This is a genomic window from Shewanella sp. ENK2 (assembly GCF_043568515.1).
Classification (GTDB): domain Bacteria; phylum Pseudomonadota; class Gammaproteobacteria; order Enterobacterales; family Shewanellaceae; genus Shewanella; species Shewanella japonica.
On the sequence record NZ_CP171406.1, the window covers coordinates 276481 to 295936 of the forward strand.

Here is a 19456-nt window from a genome sequence, read left to right on the forward strand (position 1 = left end):
ATGTCTTTGGAACGCATAATTATGGCTTTTGCAGGCTTTATGGTATTGCTATCAATGGCGTTAACAGCTTGGATAAATCATAATTTTATCTGGCTAACGGTATTTGTAGGCGCTAATCTATTACAAAGTGCTTTTACTGGTTTTTGCCCTGCAGCAATATTATTTAAAAAACTCGGCGCTAAGCCTGCTGCAGAGTTGGCAATGACCGACAAACCATAGAGGATTCATTGTGCAACAACACCCTACACGCTTTTTAAATCAAGTCGCTTTACTCCTATTCGCTGGCTTAGCACTGGTGCTGTCGACAGTATCTATTGCTGATGAAATGCCTCCAGCGGTCGCTTGGGATAAAATTAATAATGGCGCCATGATCATTGACGTGCGTACAGAGCAAGAGTTTGCAGCTGATCATTTAGATGGAGCGATTAACATTCCTTTTGAATTGGTACTAAAGCAATTAACCAAACAAAAGCTTGATAAAGATACGGCGATTGTATTGTATTGCAGAAGTGGAAGAAGAAGCGGTATTGCCAATAACGACCTTGTGGAAGCAGGTTTTACCCAAACCTATAATGGCGGGGGCTTTGAACAGCTTATCGCACATCAGTAAAATAATAATATGGCCACAACAAAAAAGCCTCACTAAGAGGCTTTTTTTGTTTTGGGTTAATGATGAGTATACAGGCTGCTTCATAAGACTGTTTCATCACAGCGCTTCATCACAAGAGCGCTTTCGTCATAGGTAAGCAAGTTAATTCAATGCCTCTAGGCGAGTAAAAAATAGCCTCTCGCTGTCCTTCAAAACCGCAAGCACGATAAAAGTCGACAGCGTTGAGTGACGCATCCAAAGATAATTTTTTGCATTGTGCTTTGCGTGCTTGTAATTCAAGGTACTGAATCATCTGTTTTCCAAATCCTTGACCAATATACTCTGGCTGCACAAACATAGCATCGACAATACCAGTGGTTAGGTTTATCATCCCCACACCCACAATATTGTCATTCATAATGGAAACATAGCCATTAGCGGCAAAGTCTGTCACAAAGTGTGCGGGAAGGCTGCCTTCGGTCCACTTTTGTAAAGTTTCATCCTCATAGTGGCCTTTACATTGAGCTAAAATCGCAAGTTTACGAATTTCAAATGCAACGGCAGCATCATCCTTGGTCGCTTTTCTAATGTGCATAAATCATTTATTTAGAGGGCTTTATAATACGATATTATTTTTGCTCATTAAAAACAATACGTTGCTGATTAACTGGCAAGTTTAACTTTTTCAATGCTATCGAATATTTCCATAAAGCTTGGGTTTTGATTTACATCGATAGAAAGCTTGAGCTTTCTGACAATGTCATTTGCAGAAATAAGCCCTCTAATCACATTCAACTTATTATCAACCACCAAACAATGTTGATGTTGAGAGCGTTTCAGCGTCTCGACCACATCACTGATTCTCGCATTAAGAAGATCTTCAAAATGGATCGCTTTAAGCGCACTTTTGGGCAACATAAAGTCAGAAAGTAATAATTGCTCGCGTGGGAAGCCTTGAGCCACATGTTTTTGCATTTCTTGACTATGGAGCATTTGTAAACTTACTAAGCCCATAAAGTGCCCTCTTTCATCGATAACAATTTTAAGCCTGACATGGGACTGCTTCATTAAGTGTTCAACATCTACTGCAGCAGTGTTTAACTTAATAACCAATGGTTTGAGTAATTTAAAATCAGTAAATACAGAGGTTGCTGCGGAAAATAAATTAATATGTTCTGAGACTTCTGGTTGGGCAAGAAGATCGATTTTATCGACCCCATGTAATGATAACGTCTTCATCGTCACTTCCTTAATAGACTGAACTAATACAAATTCCAATTCGTTATCGAGTCTTTTAGGTTGTTTCAATGTAAGTTAGCCTGAATCAGGTGATATAGATATGGTTGCAATATGCCTTTAATCAGTTAGTTAACGCTATCACAGTTATCATTAAACAATCACTTACTTCGATTGGTAGGCCATCGATGAATAATCCGAACTAACCTAGATTAAGATAAATCTAGGTTATTATTAAATCGGTGCTCGTCGTTTTACAAAGACTTGGTAACCTACAAATTATAGTCCAAATTTGCTGCGATATTATTTAAGCCGTTGTGGCAGGATCATCAGACTATTACTGTCATCAGATAGCCAAATTTCGCCATCACTGATACTGACTTGTAACTTCATATTGCGATTAACAAAAACTGCCATCGCTTTAACGGCTTCTTCGTCAATATTAAACACTGACAGATTTTTATAACGTTGTAATGCTTGCTCATTTTGCTGCCACCAAATCGGTACGCTGCGGCCAGCATAAGTAATTAACTGAACCTGTTTTGAGCGACCACATGCTTTACGCAGCCACTTTTCATCAGCCTGGCCAAACTCAATCCACAGGTTAATTTCATCAGATAAACTTTTTTCCCATAACTCAGGTTCATCATCAACACACAAACCTTTACTGAATTGCAGCGAGTCCGACGCATTCATAATGAAAGCCAAAATACGTACCATCATTCTGCTGTCAGTTTCAGAAGGGTGTTGTGCAATCGTCAACTGGTGGTCAGCATAATAATGTCTGTCCATATCAGCAATTTGAAGAGCGGCTTTATAAACGGTAGCTTTGGGCGCCATGGGGATTCCAATAAAATAAAAAAACCGAGTTTATACTGTTTAACTTCAGTATGAAACTCGGCTTGAACTTATCTCTGACTCGATCACCTAGCGTGTTAACATGGTCAGTTATCGTCAGCGCTAAATAATTGGCAAGTTGTGATTAAAGAGCGCCTGGTTGCAGGTGTTTTGCCATAGGAAAATGCGCCTTTAATTTGTTTAACATACTGTCGTCTACCACCAGTAAGACTTTATCACCATGATTATACTGTTCAGCTAATTGGCTTAAACTGGGAATGATTTCTCGACTTGCATCTCGACGAACAAGCTCGTTAATTGTATTTGTCGACTCGTCTCGCTCTGCTTCGGTATAAAAAATGTCAATTTTTTGCAGTAATGGCATGGCCGCTATAGGCAGCAAATTGGCATCATCATGTTTATTGAACAGTAGAATTTCACCTTGATGAGATATTTGAGAAAACGCTTCTTGATAGTGACTTTCGGTGACGGTGTCATACCTATCATTATTTTGCTGAAAAAAACGTTCCCAAAACAAGCGCCTCTCTTTACCTGATGTAATTCGCTGCTGCACTTCTACCCGCTTTGAGGCAACAAAATCAAATAAAGGGTTCAATGATTGCGGCAACATAGTTTCAAGGCGAGAGCGAATGGTACGAGCAAATACAGGAGCAGCCCCTGCAGTACTAATAGCAACGACTAATCGGCCTCTGTCGACAATCGATGGGGTGATAAAACGGCAATAGCTTGGATTATCAACAACATTTACCCAAATGCCTTTTTCACGGGCAATAACGGCATAATCCATATTCAGCTGTGCATTAGCTGTAGCCATGTAAAGTAAATCATAACCTGTCATATCATCCGTATTGACACTTCGCTGAAATAATGAAATTCGACCTCGCTTTTGATAGGCCTTGACCTCATCAGCAATTTCAGGGGCAATAACGTCAATATGGGCTTCGGTGCGTGAGAGTAAATCTAATTTACGAGTAGCGACTTCACCAGCGCCAACCACTAACACTTTTAATTCTTTTGTATCCACAAACAATGGAAAGTATTGCATTTATCACTCTCAAAAAAATCACAATGACTGAAAACAGTCGTGAACAATATCACTCACTATCCCATTAACTGACTCAGTTGTCCTAGTCAATTTTGCTATCAAGAATAATGATTGATTATAGATTAATTATGAGGAGTACTTTGTGGGGAGCTGCATTGCCAGCATAATTCAAAACTGCCCTCATTCATTTCATGGCATTGTAAGCATTGCCATTGTGGACGTTCCATATCATGGGACTCTAATAAGTTACGGGCTTTTTCAACTTGATGTTGATTCACCCATAAATCGACAGTTTGCATTTCGGTTGGTAACTCACCAACACCGCCGACAAGCGCTTCACCCGTGAGTTCAACCATAATGCCATGGGTCTCGAGTAAGCCTTTCCACGTATGGGCTTGAAGTAAGTTTCCACCGGTGAGTAATACTTTTCTATCTTCCATTATTATTCCTACAGCTATTGCTCTGCTGGCAAATTTTTAATCATCCTACTTGTAAATGGTTCTTAATGTCGAGCATTGATTAAACTTTATACTCAATATATGCTCAACAAGGTACTTAAAGGAGTGCACTCAAAGGAGATTGGTATGACACTTCATATATCAGGCATTTTTCAAATAACCAGTTGGGATGAAACCACTGATATTCAGCACCCAGATGGAGCAAAGCAAACATCAGCCAGTATAACCCAAATGTATTCTGGTGATCTTGAGGGCGTCAGTCAGCCCAAGTACATTATGTGTTATACAACCGATGCCCAAGCGGTATTTTGTGGCTATGAAAATGTCGAAGTCACTATCAACGGCAAGTCTGGTAGTTTCGTATTGCAGCATAACGGTAAGTTTGAGCAAGGCGTCGCAATCAGTAGTTTTATCATCGTGCCGAATTCAGGACAAGGAGAGCTAGCGAATATTGACGGCAAAGGCAGGTTTACCTCTGGTGAAAAGGGGCAAGCTAACTACCAAATGGAAATAACCTCACTGTGATACCTTTCAATATCAGTCGATTGCACACAGAAGTCGGAATTGTGCAATTAAACGGACATTGGGTGCCAAACTCAGATTACGAACAAAAGACCGCCTTACACATAAATCTTTTATCACAACTTTCAACAGACGGTTGGGTAGAACTTGATATCAACCACAACGACAACATAAAATTCATTCAACAGCTACAGCCGTTTGTCGTGCAGCACTTATTAGCGCAACTGCAGTGCTAATTGAGCGCTAATTGCAGAACATAAATGGCATACAGCAACACACTTTAGCCATCAAAAACCTTAATTTATATACAAAAAAGCCACTCAATAGAGTGGCTTTTCTAGATTAATACTGTTTACGGCATCATTGAAGGTTGGTCAGCACCTTCTTTTTCAATCTCAACAGGCATCATGTGCTCACGACAGATACCCAGTTTAATTGCAAGGTAACTTGCCACATAGATTGAAGAATATGTACCAACGAAAATACCGCATAATAACGCTGTCGCAAATCCGTGGATCATACTACCGCCCTTTAGGAACAAGGCGATGACAACAACCAGCGTAGTACCTGTTGTGATAATGGTACGGCTCATTGTTTGGGTAATAGACGTATTTACCACTTCATTTGGTCCGCCTTTACGCATCTTAAGGAAGTTCTCACGGATACGGTCATAAACAACAATAGTATCGTTTAATGAGTAACCAACAACGGTCAATAAGCCAGCTAGAACTGTCAAATCAAACTCAAGTTGTAAAATTGAGAAAATACCTAATGTTACGATAACGTCATGGGCAAGTGCGGCTACAGAGCCCATTGCCAAACGCCATTCGAAACGGAAAGATACATAAATAAGAATACAGATTAATGCTACGATAACCGCAAGGCCACCCTGCTCTGCAAGCTCTTTACCCACTTGTGGACCAACAAACTCAACTCGCTTTTGAATAACACCAGCATCGATAGTTTGTGCGCCATCCATTACAGCTGCAACTTGAACTTCACTTTTCAGATCCTCAAGTACAGGTAAACGGATTAACACATCTCGGCTTGAACCAAAGTTTTGAACCACGGCACCACTTGCGGCATCAGTTTCGTACTGAGCACGAAGTTCAAGTAGATCAACAGGTTTCGAAAACTCAAGTTCTACGACAGTACCGCCAGTAAAATCAAGTCCCCAGTTAATCCCTTTTACACCTAAAGAGGTTAAAGAGGCGATAACCAAAAACATTGAAAAAATACTGATGACTTTCGCATGCTTTAGGAAGTCGATCATTTTGGTAACTGAAAATATTTGTAACATGGTCAACTCCTCCCTTAGATAGATAGTTTCTTAACGCGTTTACCACCCCACATGAGATTCACAATTACGCGAGTTCCCACAATAGAAGTAAACATAGACGTTGCGATACCAATCATTAGAGTTACAGCGAAACCTTTTACAGCACCCGTACCCACAGCAAACAAAATCAAGGCTGTCATAAAGGTGGTAATGTTCGCATCAGCAATAGTAGAAAATGCGTTACCGTAACCTTCATGAATCGCTTGTTGCACACTACGGCCTGCCAGTAATTCTTCACGAATACGTTCGAAAATAAGGACGTTACCATCAACCGCCATACCGACAGTCAGTACCATACCAGCAATACCAGGAAGCGTTAGTACCGCTCCAGGAATCATTGACATCACACCAACAACCATCACTAAGTTAGCAGTAAGCGCTAAGTTAGCAATAACACCAAATGCACGGTAATAAACCAGCATGAAGATAAGTACGATTGCCATACCCCAAATCATTGCCATTTTACCGTTTTCGATGTTTTCAGCGCCTAGACTTGGACCAATTGTACGTTCTTCAACAATCGTCACAGGCGCAATCAAGGCACCGGCACGTAACAATAATGCCAGGCTTTGTGCTTCGGCATGATCAAGGCCATTAATCACAAAGTTACGACCAAGACGCGCCTGAATCGTAGCAACAGAAATGACTTCTTCAATCTTAGTCATTTTTACCGTGCCGTCAGGGTTACGTTGCCCGCTATCTTTATATTCAATGAACAACGTTGCCATTGGCTTGCCAATGTTATCTTTGGTCACGTTAGAGAAAATATTACCGCCTTTCGCATCTAAGTTAATAGACACTTGAGGACGACTGTATTCATCAAAAGAAGGTTGTGCACCGGTAATATGATCACCCGTTAACATGACTTCTTTTTCAATACAGCAATACCGCCAGAGCGACGAGGGTATACTTCAGAAGATGCTGGTACTCGACCGTTTGCAGCTGCGGCTTGATCCGCATTTTCGTCAACCATACGAAATTCAATCGATGCTGTTGCACCAAGAATTTCTTTTGCACGAGCAGTATCTTGAACACCAGGAAGCTGCACAATGATGCGCTCTGCACCTTGACGCTGTACCACGGGCTCAGCTACACCTAGCTCATTAACACGGTTACGGATAGTCGTAATGTTTTGCTGAAGAGCTTCTTCCTTAATTTGCTTAAGGTATACATCACTCATATTTGCGTGAAGCATATAGTTTTCACCAACACTATTGTCGGTAAATACCATGTCGTTACTTAATGATTTTAAGTAGCGCTCAGCTTTTGCCAAGTTATCAGCATCACGGAACTTAATTTCCAATCCTTTTACTGTTTTTCTAACACCAGCATAACGAATCTTTTGCTCACGTAATTGACTTCTAAAGTCAGCAATTTTGGCTTCTTCCATCTTACGGATGGCTTCCCCCATGTCCACTTCCATTAAAAAGTGAACACCGCCACGTAAATCTAGACCTAGCTTCATTGGCGTTCCGCCAACAGCTTCAAGCCACTCTGGAGTAGCAGGCGCTAGATTTAACGCAACGGTATATTTATCACCTAAACTTTCAGCAATGGCTTCTCTTGCTAACAATTGCTGTTCAGCATTTTGAACACGGACAATTAATTGCCCGTCTTCGAGCTCAGCGCGCTTAACCGCAATGCCTTTACTCTCAAGTAATCCATTTACTGACGATAGTGTTGAAGCCGTGACTTCCGCGCCACGAGTCGCTACGACTTGTACCGCATGGTCCTCACCAAAAAGGTTTGGAATTGCATAGAAACCACCAATGGTGATGACAAGCAACACCATGATGTTTTTCCACATTGGGTATTTATTTAACACACCTGAGCCCTCTTGGCTTACAACGACTGGATAGAGCCTTTAGGCAATACCGCTGCAACATAATCCTTTTTAATAGTGATTTGGCTAGTTTCATTAATGCTTAATAAAACGTAATCACTGTCGTCACTGATTTTAGCAATCTTGCCTAAAATGCCGCCGCTTGTTAGCACTTCATCACCTTTACTTAATGCTGACATTAGGTTTTTGTGCTCTTTAACGCGCTTAGACTGAGGACGGAAAATCATGAAGTAGAAGATCAAGCCAAAAACTACTAGCATGAAAATCAGTTCCATAGTGCCGCCACCTTGTGGAGTGCCTGCTGCGTTTGCGTATGCATTTGAAATAAACATATTACTCTCTTCTTGTTTTCTAAATTAAAAATCAGTCTTTTAACTCTGGTACAGGTGGAACTTCACGACCTAACTTGGTGTAGAAATCTGTCACGAAGGCGTCTAATGTACCCGTCTGAATAGCACCACGCAAACCTTCCATCAAAATTTGATAGTAACGTAGGTTGTGAATGGTGTTTAAACGAGCACCTAGAATCTCATTACAGCGATCTAAGTGATACAGGTAAGCACGTGAGTAGTTCTTACAAGTATAACAATCACAGCTTTCATCTAATGGCGATGTATCATCACGATGGCGAGCGTTTCGAATTTTAATCACGCCTTCTGATGTAAATAAATGGCCATTACGGGCATTACGTGTAGGCATTACACAATCGAACATATCAACGCCACGACGAACACCTTCAACTAAATCTTCAGGTTTACCTACGCCCATTAAATAACGAGGTTTATCTTGTGGTAACTGAGGACATACATGCTCAAGGATGCGGTGCATATCTTCTTTAGGCTCACCAACGGCTAACCCACCAACAGCATAACCATCAAAGCCAATGTCTGTTAGCCCTTTAACGCTTTCATCACGTAAATCTTCGTAAACGCCACCTTGAACGATGCCGAACAGCGAATTAGGATTTTCTAAGCGATTAAACTCGTCACGTGAACGTTGTGCCCAGCGCAAAGACATTTGCATCGATTTACGCGCTTCATCATGTGTTGCTGGGTAAGGAGTACATTCATCAAAAATCATCACAACATCACTGCCTAATGAGTTTTGAATTTGCATCGACTTTTCTGGATCTAAAAAATCTTCTCACCATTAATCGGAGAACGAAAGTGCACGCCTTCTTCGGTGATTTTACGAATATCACCCAAACTGAATACTTGGAACCCACCCGAGTCGGTTAAAATAGGACGTTGCCAATTCATAAAGTCATGTAAATCACCATGCTTACGCATGATTTCTTCACCAGGACGTAGCCACAAATGGAACGTGTTGCCCAATAGAATATCAGCACCCGTTGCACGGACTTCTTCTGGTGTCATACCCTTTACAGTACCGTATGTACCAACTGGCATAAATGCTGGGGTTTCAACCGTACCACGTTCAAAAACTAAACGACCGCGACGTGCGCGTCCGTCTGTTGTGTCAAGTTCAAAATTCATATTTCACCTTGCCAGATAAACAGTCTGACTCGTTGTTGTTGCATAAGACATAAGGGCATTAGAGATAACTTCAAGGTTAAAGCTAAAATTAACCCAAAAAATACCCACCTCTGTGGGCGGGTATTTTAGATCAAAATCAAACGTTACGGGGCTTTTTTAGTTAAAAACATGGCATCGCCATAGCTAAAAAAGCGGTATTTTTGTTCGATCGCGTGTTGATAGGCATTCATCACATTGTCAAAACCCGAAAATGCACTAATTAACATAATCAACGTCGACTCGGGTAAATGGAAATTGGTCACCATTGCGTCAATCACTTTAAATTCGTATCCAGGAAAAATGAAAATATCCGTATCGCCTTTGAACGCGGCAAGAGGAGCCTCCCCACTTGCTTTAGCTGCACTTTCAAGTGAACGAACCGAAGTGGTTCCTACGGCAATCACGCGATTACCCGCTGCTTTGGTTTCAGCGATTAAACCGACAACTTCTTGCGAGACTTCAGCCCACTCAGAATGCATCACGTGCTCGTCAATCGTATCAACTCGAACAGGTTGAAAGGTGCCAGCACCGACATGCAAAGTAACAAAAGCAATGTTAACCCCTTTATCTTTTAACGCCGCAAGCATGGCATCATCAAAATGCAAGCCTGCAGTTGGCGCTGCGACTGCACCTGGGGTTTGATTATAAACCGTTTGATAGCGCTCTTTGTCTGCATCTTCATCAGGGCGGTCGATGTATGGCGGAAGCGGCATGTGGCCCACTTCTTCTAACACTTCTAAGATTGTCTTATCAGCGTCTAATTCAAGTTCGAATAATGCGTCATGACGCTTGAGCATTGTCATTTCATAACCGCCATCTAAGATAACGATTGAATCAACTTTTGGGGATTTTGAGCAACGCACATGGGCTAAAATACGCTTATCATCCAACATTCTTTCGACAAGTATTTCTAACTTTCCACCTGACGCTTTTTGGCCAAACAAACGTGCAGGAATAACGCGAGTGTTATTAAACACCATTAAATCGCCACGATTAACCTTTGATAATACGTCAGTAAATTGCTGATCCTCTAATGCACCGCTATTTCCATCAAGCGTTAGTAATCTTGATGCATTACGTTCTGCCATTGGGTAACGAGCAATAAGTTCATCAGGTAAATCAAAAGAAAAGTCAGCAACGCGCATATCTATACTCTATTCAAAGGACAATAAAAACGGGCGCTAGTCTAGGACTACCAGCCGTTAATATCAAGTTTCTCGCAATAAATAGTGCTTGAAGATTACACAGTAAATCCGATGCCCGAATATTAATCATCGGCTTGAGTGAAAAGCGAGTAACAGCCAAAGTCGTTAATACAATGAAGTCTACTATCTATGAGTAAATCGTTATTTGGAATTAGGTGATTTAAATTGACTCACATTACTGTCTAAATCAGGGATACCGGAATGGGTTTTAATTGAATCGTTTTCTTCGGCAAGCGCTTGGGGTTCAGGGCGAAAGGATTGCTTTTCAAAGCGGAGATCAATTTCGATTTTTGTGCGTTTACGATTAGGTTGCTGTCCCAATACTGACATTATCCAGTTTTTCATCATCCGTGATCCTTAAACCGATTATTTATTATGTCGCAACGTCCCTCAGAAATAATAGCAATGACATTTGAGTAGAAATCTATATGATTGATTCTAGACTTATAAAAAATGCTAATTGATGGTTAATTTCTGTCTGCGTGATTTAGCATCATACTGAAAAACTCAAAAATTAAAAGTACAAAATATGAACTTTCTTGCACACCTACATCTAGCCGATATTAGTGATACTCATTTGGCAGCCAATCTCGCTGGTGACTTTGCAAAAGGCGATATAAAACACTTCCCAAAACATCTTCAACAAGGAATTTGGCTACATAGACAAATTGATAAAATTACCGATAGCCATGAAATAATTGTGGATTTAATTAAATTGTTCCCTAAATCCTCTAAAAGAGTTGCTCCCATCCTTATCGATTTAGCATTTGATCATTACTTGGCTTTTTATTGGGAAGAATACCATCAAGACTCACTTGCCGATTTTACTAAGAAGGCATATCACAGTTTAGACACCACAGAAGAACTGCCTGAAAAGCTGCAACTTATTGCTCCTAGCATTATCGAACAAGACTGGTTATCCGCCTACCAAACTAAACAAGGGATGAATAAAGCCATCGAAGGGGTTAGCCGACGTATATCAAAGCCAGAACTCTTCAAAACGGCCATTAAAGATGTCGATAAGTTGTATGTTGATATTGAAATCGCATTTAGAACCTTCTACCCGCAGTTAATGGCATACAGCCGTATTTACAGTCGAAAAACACCAGAACAATACCTGCCATAAATACCCACCTCACCTCTAAGTTGCAATTATTACCCACATGCTGTGTGTTTAAGCGTTACTGCACAGCTAAAAGTTTGCTAAAATAGCCGATTATTCTTGTAAACCGATGCCACTTAATGCAAATTTTTGATTACCAACCACCTAGTATCCCTTGGCTTGATATTCGCTACAAAGACCGCGATATCATTGTGATTAATAAGCCAGCTGGGTTACTTGCTAATCCAGGTAAAGCACTAGCAACCCACGATTGTGCTATCACACGTGTTCAAAAGCTGTTCCCCGAGGCTATTTTAGTACACCGCTTAGACTGCGATACTTCAGGCATTATGGTGTTTGCACGTAATAAAAAAGCAGAATCTCATTTAAAAACCCAATTCCAAGACCGTAAAACTAAGAAGGTCTACATCGCTGAGGTGAAAGGACGAATTGAAAATGATTCAGGTACAGTCGATTTAGCATTAGCTGCAGACAAAAGTAATCCGCCATATCAGGTTGTTTCAGAAGCTGGCAAGGCCGCAATTACCCATTACGAAGTCATTGAAAGACATCCAGAACATACCCTAGTTAAATTAATACCGGAAACGGGTAGAACTCACCAGCTGCGTGTTCATATGCTTGCACTCAACCACGTGATCCTTGGTGATGCGTTTTATGCAGATGAGCAAACTATCGCACTAAGGGATAGGTTAAGTTTGCATGCGCAAATGCTAACCATAACCCATCCGTACACCCAAAAGCAGCGCACCTTTTTCAGTAAGCACCCTTTTAGCGACTAAGTTTATTCTTAGATGTACTGACTAAGCTGTAGAAAAACTGTAAATTCAAAACAAAAAAACCGCTCATACGAGCGGTTTTTTAATGCTTACAATAAGCTTTAGCTGTTTTCTTTTGCTTCAGCAGCTTCACATGCAGCAGCAGTGAATACCACGTCAGTAGAACTATTAAGCGCGGTTTCAGCTGAGTCTTGAACCACACCAATAATGAAGCCCACTGCAACCACTTGCATTGCAACGTCGTTCGAGATACCGAATAAACCACATGCTAATGGGATCAGTAGTAATGAACCACCTGCAACACCTGAAGCGCCACATGCAGAAACTGCCGCAACTACACTCAATAACACAGCAGTTAGAAAGTCTACTTGAATACCTAAGGTATTTGCAGCAGCTAATGTCAGCACTGTAATCGTGATTGCCGCACCGCCCATGTTAATGGTTGCACCTAACGGAATTGATACTGAATAAGTGTCTTTATGAAGCTTTAACTCTTCACATAAGGCCATGTTGACAGGAATGTTTGCCGCACTTGAACGAGTGAAGAATGCCGTCACACCACTTTCGCGTAAACACTTTAATACTAATGGGTAAGGATTACGGCGAATTTTCAGGTACACAATAATTGGGTTAACGACTAATGCAATAAACAACATCGCGCCAACGAGTACGGCTAATAACTGTGCGTAACCTGCTAATGCATCAAATCCCGTTTCTGCGATAGTGCCTGAGACTAAACCAAAAATACCAATTGGGGCGAAACGAATAACAAAGCGAACAATCTTAGTCACACCGTCACTTAAATCCGACACGATTTTTTTAGTTGATTCACTAGCATGATGTAACGTGATCCCCAGCCCCACTGCCCATGCCAAAATACCAATGTAGTTGCCTGTTAATAATGCATTGACTGGATTATCAACAATTTTAAATAACAATGTATTTAATACTTCGGCAATGCCTTGTGGCGGATTAGAACCTTCAACACCGCCAGCCAACAGTAACGTTGTTGGAAATGCAAAACTAAATGCCACAGCCGTTAATGCCGCCGCTAAAGTACCGACTAAATATAAGCCAATAATAGGGCGCATATTAGTTTGGGTATTTTTCTTTTGATTTGCTATCGATGAAGCAACGAGAATAAAGACTAAAATAGGTGCAACCGCTTTCAGTGCTTCAACAAACAAACTTCCTAAAAAAGAAACTTGTGTGGCTGCTGAAGTTGAGAAAGTAGCTAAAATAACACCCAGAATAATACCGGCGAGAATTTGTAGCACTAAGCTACCGCTAGCGACCCGCGCTAACAGAGATGGATTTTGATTCATTGCTTGACCTATGATTATTATATTTATGGCTTTTAGTAAGCTCTAATATTTGTGCGGCTTTTAATAAGCTCTGATAGGTATATATCGGATGAATTGGCTAAAGTCTAGTCTAGAGAAGAAATGATGCGCTAATATTACTCGCTATTACCAAACAAACCACATTTAGCCAACATGTGACTAATTATGATGCAGTGGGTTAAATCATTTAAAAATTGTTATTTCGCCCCTCGTAGCATGGCTTCGATTAATTCATGGGCATCAAATTTGGTTAAGGCTTCGTTGGCGCCAACTTGATGTGCCTGACTCACACTTATCTCACTCGATAATGACGTGTGTAAAATGATATAGGCATCAGCCAAATCAGGATTGTTTTTAACTTCAAATGCCAACTCGTATCCATCAAGCCCCGGCATTTCAATGTCACTAACTAAGATATTAATTGGTTTTTGTTGGTTGGCCGCTTCTTGCATAATGGTCAATGCATCATGACCATCAGCGGTAACGTCATAAGCAATGTTGATTGAATCAAGGGCGTCAGATAATTGCTTTCTAGCGACTTTTGAGTCATCGACAAGCAAAATCCGCATAGGCTTTAATCGCTCACGCTGAACATCGGTGAGCATTGCGCGACTTGTTGCTGGATCTTGTGGGAATAGTTTTGCCATAAGCAACTCAACATCCAGCAACTGCACTAGCTTATCATCCACTCGGGTTACCCCGGTTAAAAAGCGGAATGACCTAAATTAGCCGCTGGCGCTTCAATATCACGCCAATTACATTCAATGATCTTATCGATGCCACGAACCAGAAAACCAATCACCATACGCTGACAATCAGTAATAATTACATAACACTTTTCTTGTTCATATTTAGCGATCGGTTTAAATCCAATTGCACCTGCCATATCAATAATGGCAATGGTTTTACCACGCACAGTTAATGTGCCAAGAATATAAGGATGAGACTGAGGGATTTTCGATAACGCGCTAAAAGGCACTATTTCACGAATTTTTAAAGTACCGAGGGCAAACTGCTGCATTTGGGTTAAATGAAAAAGGAGTAACCCTTGTGACTGGCCTGCTTTGCTCTTCATAAACCATCCAATAAAAGCTGTGCTAAGTTTACAGCAACACTAACATAATCATTCGCAGGTAGCTGATACAAAAAACGGGTGCTCATGAACAAGTATTCTGCTAAAAACAGTAACACTCAGCACCATGTCGAATTGAGTTAATCACAACCTAAATGGCATAGCAAATCACAGTTTAGGTTTATGATTGAGAAAAGTTAAAGTTGTGACTCTATTGGCAACAATGATAAAAAATCTGCCATAAACTTACGCCAAAAACCCGCACCAGGCTCAGCATAAATCACTTTATCATTGAGGTTATCAAGCCAGACTAAGTCACCTTCTTCAATACTGAGTTCGTAAGCTTTTTCATCTGCAGTAATGGCTATCCCATTTAATATATCTTGAGCGAATTGCGCGTTCTCGATAACTAAGCCCATTTCTGTATTAATTAAAGCCGAACGAGGGTCGAAATTAAACGAACCGACAAAAATTATCTCTTCATCTATGACAAAGGTTTTAGCATGTAAGCTGGTTTTACTGCTCCTTTCCAGCTCGATTTTTTCTCAGTTGCATCGCCTCGAACTTCATAAATTTTAACGCCACCTTCTACTAATTTTTGACGATATTGTTGATAACCAGCATGAACAGCAAGGACATCGGTCGCGGCAAGGCTATTGGTGACAATGGTAATTTTTTTACCTTCTTTGACCGCACTAATTAGTCCATTTGTGGCTTCATCACCAGGAACAAAGTAAGGCGATACTATTAACAACTTATGCTGAGTTTGATTAAAAAAGAAAGCTAAATCATCAAGTAAAATGCCATCTTCACGGCCTTGTTCAAGCTTATTTGGCGGGTCGAACACCACATGAGCTTCTCCCCAATACCAATCTAACGTTTTATTTTTAAGCCTCTCAATCAAGCTACTGTTTTCAAGGCGTTTGACGTACTCACCTTGGGTTAATGTGGCTTCAAACTCTGCAGCCTTTACCTTTAGCATCTCAAGATCAGAATTAAGCTCATTTGCATCAGCAAGCTGCTGAATGCTTTGTACCTGTTCAGAGTTCCAATAGGTATCGAACTGATTTGAGACTTCATCAACAGCTTCGCCTACAGCCAGCACATCTAAGTCACCAAACTCAACATTCTCATTGGCGGAAAAGTACTCACCACCAATATTTCGACCACCAACAATGGTTACGAGGTTATCAATGGTCAATGATTTGTTATGCATCCGATGGTTCATGCGGCCAAAATCACTTAAGAATGCTAAACCACGATACTGACGTTCGTATGAGGGATTAAATAACCTGATAGAAATATTAGGGTGATTTGCAACAGCCAATAACCCATCGTCATGGTTAGCAGTCGTCAGATCATCAAGAAGGATACGAACTCGAACTCCACGCTCAGCTGCATTATATAAAAACAAGGTAAGTATTTTCCCAGTTTCATCATTTCGATAAATGTAATATTGCAGATCAATACTCTTTTGCGCGCTATCTATCATCGCCAGCCTTGCGATAAAGGCATCAATACCATCTGATAAAGCTTTTATACCTGTTAAGTTTGGCTTTTTCTGAGAGTTTATATAGTTAGCGAGGGATGTATCGGTTGGCGGGTTAAACTTATACTGCTTTTCAAGGGGGCAAAATCGACCTTGGAGGCACAGCCGGACACAATAAAAGCAAACACATAGCAAAGCAGTAATATGTATTTATTTTTAAGCATCAAGTTTCCCTTTCTCGATTATTTTATATTCGATTTATAACGCTTCGAATAACAGCAGTTTATTGTTGAGGGCTATATTAACGTCAACTAGCCCTCACTTAATTTAATCTTGCAGCGCGTATAGCACATCAAACACCAGTTGGTCCCAGCCTTCAGCGCTAAATGCAATATCACGAACACTGCGAACTTGGCTGACGGCATGAACTGGCGCTGCGCCATTATCCATTAAATAATATGCCATCATTATCCCAGTTCTGTCTTTACCTGAGCGACAATGGATCATCACGGCGACATTGTCAGCTTCACATTGCCTGATAAACGCTAGCGCTTTTCTTGCTTGGCTAACACAAATCGCCACATCTTCCTCTTGTGGAGGAATGTTGCGTGAAAAAGGAGTACACAAATAGCGTAAACCTTGTTTCTCAATCTCATCAGTATCAACATTATCCCCGTTATTGACCGATAAAACTGCGCCCACTCCGGCGGCTTTTAATTCTGCTAAATCCCATTCATCCTTATTAGGGCCACTACGACCGGCAATCACGCCGTCAACTAACCAAAATAACTGCTTCATATTTAATGGTTGCTCTTATTTCATAGGTAGGATGTAAAACCCTGACAGCCTCATTGAACAGATACATCACGCATTCTGCCCATTAAGTCGCCAGTATTATTGTTTATCTTTTGCAGCTGAATGCCAAATATCAACATTCACTGGTACTTTGTTTTTTTCTTCTTTTTGCCTGTTCCTGCAGGTTTTGCCATAGGCTTAGTAACGTCTTCATCTTCAGGCGCCTCTTCGTCAGGTTCAAATCCAACAAAGGTTTCACGTTCTAAACGAATTTTGTTTTTCTTTTCAATCACACTAAAGTGATGGAAGTCAGCGTGTGCAATTAACGAAATGGCCAAGCCGACTTCACCAGCACGACCACTTCGACCAATGCGATGCATGTAATCAGCGGGGCTTCGAGGTAAATCAAAATTAATGACCACTGGAAGTTTTTCGATATCGAGTCCACGAGCGGCAATATCGGTAGCAATTAACACTTCAATATCGCCCGCTTTAAACCCATCAAGAACTCGATTACGTGCACCTTGGCCTTTATCCCCGTGGAACACTTCTGCAGTAATCCCCCGCTTAGAGAGTTTTTCAGCTAAGTGTTTACAACTGTTTTTAGCATTGACGAAAATCAGTGCTTGGCGCCATTGATTTTGTTTAATCAATTCGGCCAGTAATGCGGTTTTCTTTTCACGGTTTACGGCAAAAACACGCTGAACTAACGTGCTTGCGTCGGCGCTTTGTAATTGAATTTCTACTGGCGTGGTGAGCAAGCTATCTGTAAGGGTGCGTACTTCTTCAGGGAACGTTGCCGAAAACAATAACGTTTGTTTTTTATGAGGCATTAAGGCTAACAGAGCGGCTAACTCTTCAGTAAAGCCTAGACTCAGCATTCTATCTGCTTCATCAAGCACTAAGGTATCAACGTTATCGAGCTTGATAGCATTACTAGAAATCAAATCTAGCAATCGCCCTGGTGTTGCAACTAATACATCAGTGCCGCCACGCAATGACAGCATTTGAGTATTGGCTGATACGCCACCAAAAACTGCGGTTGATTTAATAGCACCATTAAAATACACAGCATAAGATTTAACGCTATCAGCGACTTGCTTAGCAAGCTCACGAGTAGGAACTAGCACTAATGCTGAAACAAAGTTACCTTTGTCTTTTTTCTCCGTTTGTTGTGCTTGATGAATTTTTTGCAAAATGGGTAAAACAAATGTGGCCGTTTTGCCTGAGCCAGTGTTGGCACCCGCTAATATATCTTTTCCTGCAATCACACTTGGAATAGCTTGCGCCTGGATCGGCGTTGGCGTTCTATATTCCATTTCCTTTAGACGATTGGTAATGGGTGCAATTAGGCCAAGTTCGGCAAAGTTGGCTGCACTGTTGTGTAAAGCTTCAGGAGAATGATTAGCTGATGTCATTAAATTAGGGTGCTCAAATATAAATATAAATCGAATAAAACAGTAAGGTTTATTTTAGCTTATTTGAGCCGGTTAAGTTAGCGATATTGCGCAAGTTATGAGTAATTAATAACCTTAATCGGTATTAGATACAGATATTTCCCATCAAAAAGCCAAACACCCAATTTAAACTCATATGCAAACCGTCTTGAGCGATAACAGTGTATCAGTATCATCGGTGGTCAAATAAGCGGTTAAACGGCCACCAGTTTATCATTCGAAAAGTTTGACTGAATACCAATCGTTTAGCTCTAATTGAGAACTAACGACTTTCAAGATTTAATAAAAATTGCTTCATCTCAAGTCCATAAGCATAACCAGTTAAGGTACCATTCTTACCGATAACTCGATGACAAGGCACGATAATAGCTATTGGGTTTGCCCCATTTGCAGCGCCAACAGCACGCACCGCTCTAGGGCGCTCAATTTTATTGGCAATATCACCATAACTGCAGACTTTGCCAAATGGTAAATCAACTAGCGCTTGCCAAACCTGTTGTTGAAACTCTGTCCCCTTGGCAGCAAGTGGCACATCAAAGTGAACTCTTTGGCCTGAAAAATACTCTTCGAGCTCGTGAATAGCTTGTTCAATCCATTGTTTAGCTTGGCTAATGTCTGCGCCAGTCGCTGCTTTTATTTCAGAGGATAATGAATAATTTGCGGCAGGTGAGTCTTTATCAATCACTTGCAAATGCGTTAAACCTGCCACTGAAGCTTGCAGCATTAAATCGCCAACAGGACTTTTAAAAATAGATTGATGCAAGGGGGTAA

At 40.9% G+C, this 19456-nt stretch carries 20 protein-coding genes and 5 pseudogenes; 6 read left to right on the forward strand and 19 right to left on the reverse strand.

The features are described from left to right. Positions 1-219, forward strand: coding sequence for a YgaP family membrane protein (locus tag ACGEDC_RS01280; protein WP_119969679.1), 219 nt, complete (start codon positions 1-3; stop codon positions 217-219). Positions 220-229: 10 nt separating this feature from the next. Beyond that, entirely contained in the window at positions 230-610 is a 381-nt protein-coding gene (locus ACGEDC_RS01285; RefSeq protein WP_394495975.1) for a rhodanese-like domain-containing protein, read from the forward strand. 109 nt (positions 611-719) lie between these two features. Here ACGEDC_RS01285 and ACGEDC_RS01290 read toward each other — a convergent pair whose 3' ends face one another. The 5 genes from ACGEDC_RS01290 to ACGEDC_RS01310 form a co-directional block, all read right to left on the reverse strand. Beyond that, positions 720-1184 (reverse strand): GNAT family N-acetyltransferase, encoded by a 465-nt coding sequence (locus tag ACGEDC_RS01290; protein ID WP_394495977.1) that lies wholly within the window; start codon positions 1182-1184, stop codon positions 720-722. A gap of 68 nt (positions 1185-1252) precedes the next feature. Further along, complete coding sequence (locus ACGEDC_RS01295; RefSeq protein ID WP_394495979.1) at positions 1253-1828, reverse strand: CBS domain-containing protein; 576 nt, start codon at positions 1826-1828, stop codon at positions 1253-1255. 300 nt (positions 1829-2128) lie between these two features. After that, positions 2129-2665: a YaeQ family protein gene (locus ACGEDC_RS01300; RefSeq protein ID WP_065110671.1), complete on the reverse strand. Its 537-nt coding sequence runs from the start codon at positions 2663-2665 to the stop codon at positions 2129-2131. Positions 2666-2807: 142 nt separating this feature from the next. Continuing rightward, positions 2808-3728: a precorrin-2 dehydrogenase/sirohydrochlorin ferrochelatase family protein gene (locus tag ACGEDC_RS01305; protein ID WP_055026184.1), complete on the reverse strand. Its 921-nt coding sequence runs from the start codon at positions 3726-3728 to the stop codon at positions 2808-2810. Between the two features lie 122 nt (positions 3729-3850). Next, positions 3851-4168 (reverse strand): DUF2007 domain-containing protein, encoded by a 318-nt coding sequence (locus tag ACGEDC_RS01310; RefSeq protein ID WP_055026183.1) that lies wholly within the window; start codon positions 4166-4168, stop codon positions 3851-3853. Positions 4169-4312: 144 nt separating this feature from the next. On the opposite strand from ACGEDC_RS01310, the gene ACGEDC_RS01315 reads away from it, so the two are divergent. Both ACGEDC_RS01315 and ACGEDC_RS01320 read left to right on the forward strand, forming a co-directional pair. After that, the gene (locus ACGEDC_RS01315; RefSeq protein WP_394495982.1) at positions 4313-4711 is read left to right on the forward strand and encodes a DUF3224 domain-containing protein; all 399 of its coding nucleotides are present in this window, start codon (positions 4313-4315) and stop codon (positions 4709-4711) included. After that, complete coding sequence (locus ACGEDC_RS01320) at positions 4708-4944, forward strand: hypothetical protein (protein ID WP_394495984.1); 237 nt, start codon at positions 4708-4710, stop codon at positions 4942-4944. The genes ACGEDC_RS01315 and ACGEDC_RS01320 overlap by 4 nt, the downstream gene beginning before the upstream one ends. Before the next feature lie 116 nt (positions 4945-5060). On the opposite strand, the gene secF is transcribed toward ACGEDC_RS01320, so the two are convergent. The 6 genes and pseudogenes from secF to ACGEDC_RS01350 all read right to left on the reverse strand — a co-directional run bounded on the left by secF (position 5061) and on the right by ACGEDC_RS01350 (position 10978). Further along, positions 5061-6008, reverse strand: a complete 948-nt coding sequence (gene secF / locus ACGEDC_RS01325) for a protein translocase subunit SecF (RefSeq protein WP_055026180.1) — start codon at positions 6006-6008, stop codon at positions 5061-5063. A 14-nt stretch (positions 6009-6022) separates the two neighbouring features. Continuing rightward, a pseudogene (gene secD, locus ACGEDC_RS01330) lies at positions 6023-7872 on the reverse strand (protein translocase subunit SecD). A 17-nt stretch (positions 7873-7889) separates the two neighbouring features. Further along, the gene (gene yajC, locus ACGEDC_RS01335) at positions 7890-8222 is read right to left on the reverse strand and encodes a preprotein translocase subunit YajC (protein WP_055026178.1); all 333 of its coding nucleotides are present in this window, start codon (positions 8220-8222) and stop codon (positions 7890-7892) included. A gap of 31 nt (positions 8223-8253) precedes the next feature. After that, positions 8254-9386: pseudogene (gene tgt / locus ACGEDC_RS01340) on the reverse strand (tRNA guanosine(34) transglycosylase Tgt). 143 nt (positions 9387-9529) lie between these two features. Then, a complete protein-coding gene (gene queA, locus ACGEDC_RS01345; protein ID WP_394495987.1) occupies positions 9530-10570 on the reverse strand; it encodes a tRNA preQ1(34) S-adenosylmethionine ribosyltransferase-isomerase QueA in 1041 nt (346 codons plus the stop codon). Between the two features lie 201 nt (positions 10571-10771). After that, complete coding sequence (locus ACGEDC_RS01350) at positions 10772-10978, reverse strand: hypothetical protein (RefSeq protein WP_055026175.1); 207 nt, start codon at positions 10976-10978, stop codon at positions 10772-10774. 181 nt (positions 10979-11159) lie between these two features. Here ACGEDC_RS01350 and ACGEDC_RS01355 point away from each other — a divergent pair, with 181 nt between their 5' ends. Further along, positions 11160-11756, forward strand: coding sequence for an ACP phosphodiesterase (locus tag ACGEDC_RS01355; protein ID WP_065110676.1), 597 nt, complete (start codon positions 11160-11162; stop codon positions 11754-11756). A 116-nt stretch (positions 11757-11872) separates the two neighbouring features. Beyond that, positions 11873-12532 carry an RluA family pseudouridine synthase gene (locus tag ACGEDC_RS01360; protein WP_394495990.1) on the forward strand — a complete coding sequence of 220 codons (660 nt, stop codon included), beginning with the start codon at positions 11873-11875 and terminating at the stop codon, positions 12530-12532. 98 nt (positions 12533-12630) lie between these two features. Here ACGEDC_RS01360 and sstT read toward each other — a convergent pair whose 3' ends face one another. From sstT to ACGEDC_RS01400, 8 genes and pseudogenes are all read right to left on the reverse strand, one after another. Then, entirely contained in the window at positions 12631-13854 is a 1224-nt protein-coding gene (gene sstT / locus ACGEDC_RS01365) for a serine/threonine transporter SstT (protein WP_394495992.1), read from the reverse strand. A gap of 215 nt (positions 13855-14069) precedes the next feature. Beyond that, a pseudogene (locus ACGEDC_RS01370) lies at positions 14070-14947 on the reverse strand (chemotaxis protein CheV). A 194-nt stretch (positions 14948-15141) separates the two neighbouring features. Then, the gene (locus ACGEDC_RS01375) at positions 15142-15363 is read right to left on the reverse strand and encodes a hypothetical protein (protein ID WP_394495994.1); all 222 of its coding nucleotides are present in this window, start codon (positions 15361-15363) and stop codon (positions 15142-15144) included. An 18-nt stretch (positions 15364-15381) separates the two neighbouring features. Then, a pseudogene (locus tag ACGEDC_RS01380) lies at positions 15382-15432 on the reverse strand (hypothetical protein); the annotation flags it as partial. Beyond that, positions 15429-16436 (reverse strand): phospholipase D-like domain-containing protein, encoded by a 1008-nt coding sequence (locus ACGEDC_RS01385; protein ID WP_394495996.1) that lies wholly within the window; start codon positions 16434-16436, stop codon positions 15429-15431. The pseudogene ACGEDC_RS01380 and the gene ACGEDC_RS01385, both read right to left, overlap by 4 nt. Before the next feature lie 324 nt (positions 16437-16760). Continuing rightward, positions 16761-17231: a dual specificity protein phosphatase family protein gene (locus ACGEDC_RS01390; RefSeq protein WP_394495998.1), complete on the reverse strand. Its 471-nt coding sequence runs from the start codon at positions 17229-17231 to the stop codon at positions 16761-16763. A gap of 96 nt (positions 17232-17327) precedes the next feature. Next, positions 17328-18646 (reverse strand): annotated as a pseudogene (locus ACGEDC_RS01395) (DEAD/DEAH box helicase). A 301-nt stretch (positions 18647-18947) separates the two neighbouring features. Further along, positions 18948-19448 carry a methylated-DNA--[protein]-cysteine S-methyltransferase gene (locus ACGEDC_RS01400; RefSeq protein ID WP_394496000.1) on the reverse strand — a complete coding sequence of 167 codons (501 nt, stop codon included), beginning with the start codon at positions 19446-19448 and terminating at the stop codon, positions 18948-18950. Between the last annotated feature and the right edge of the window lie 8 nt (positions 19449-19456).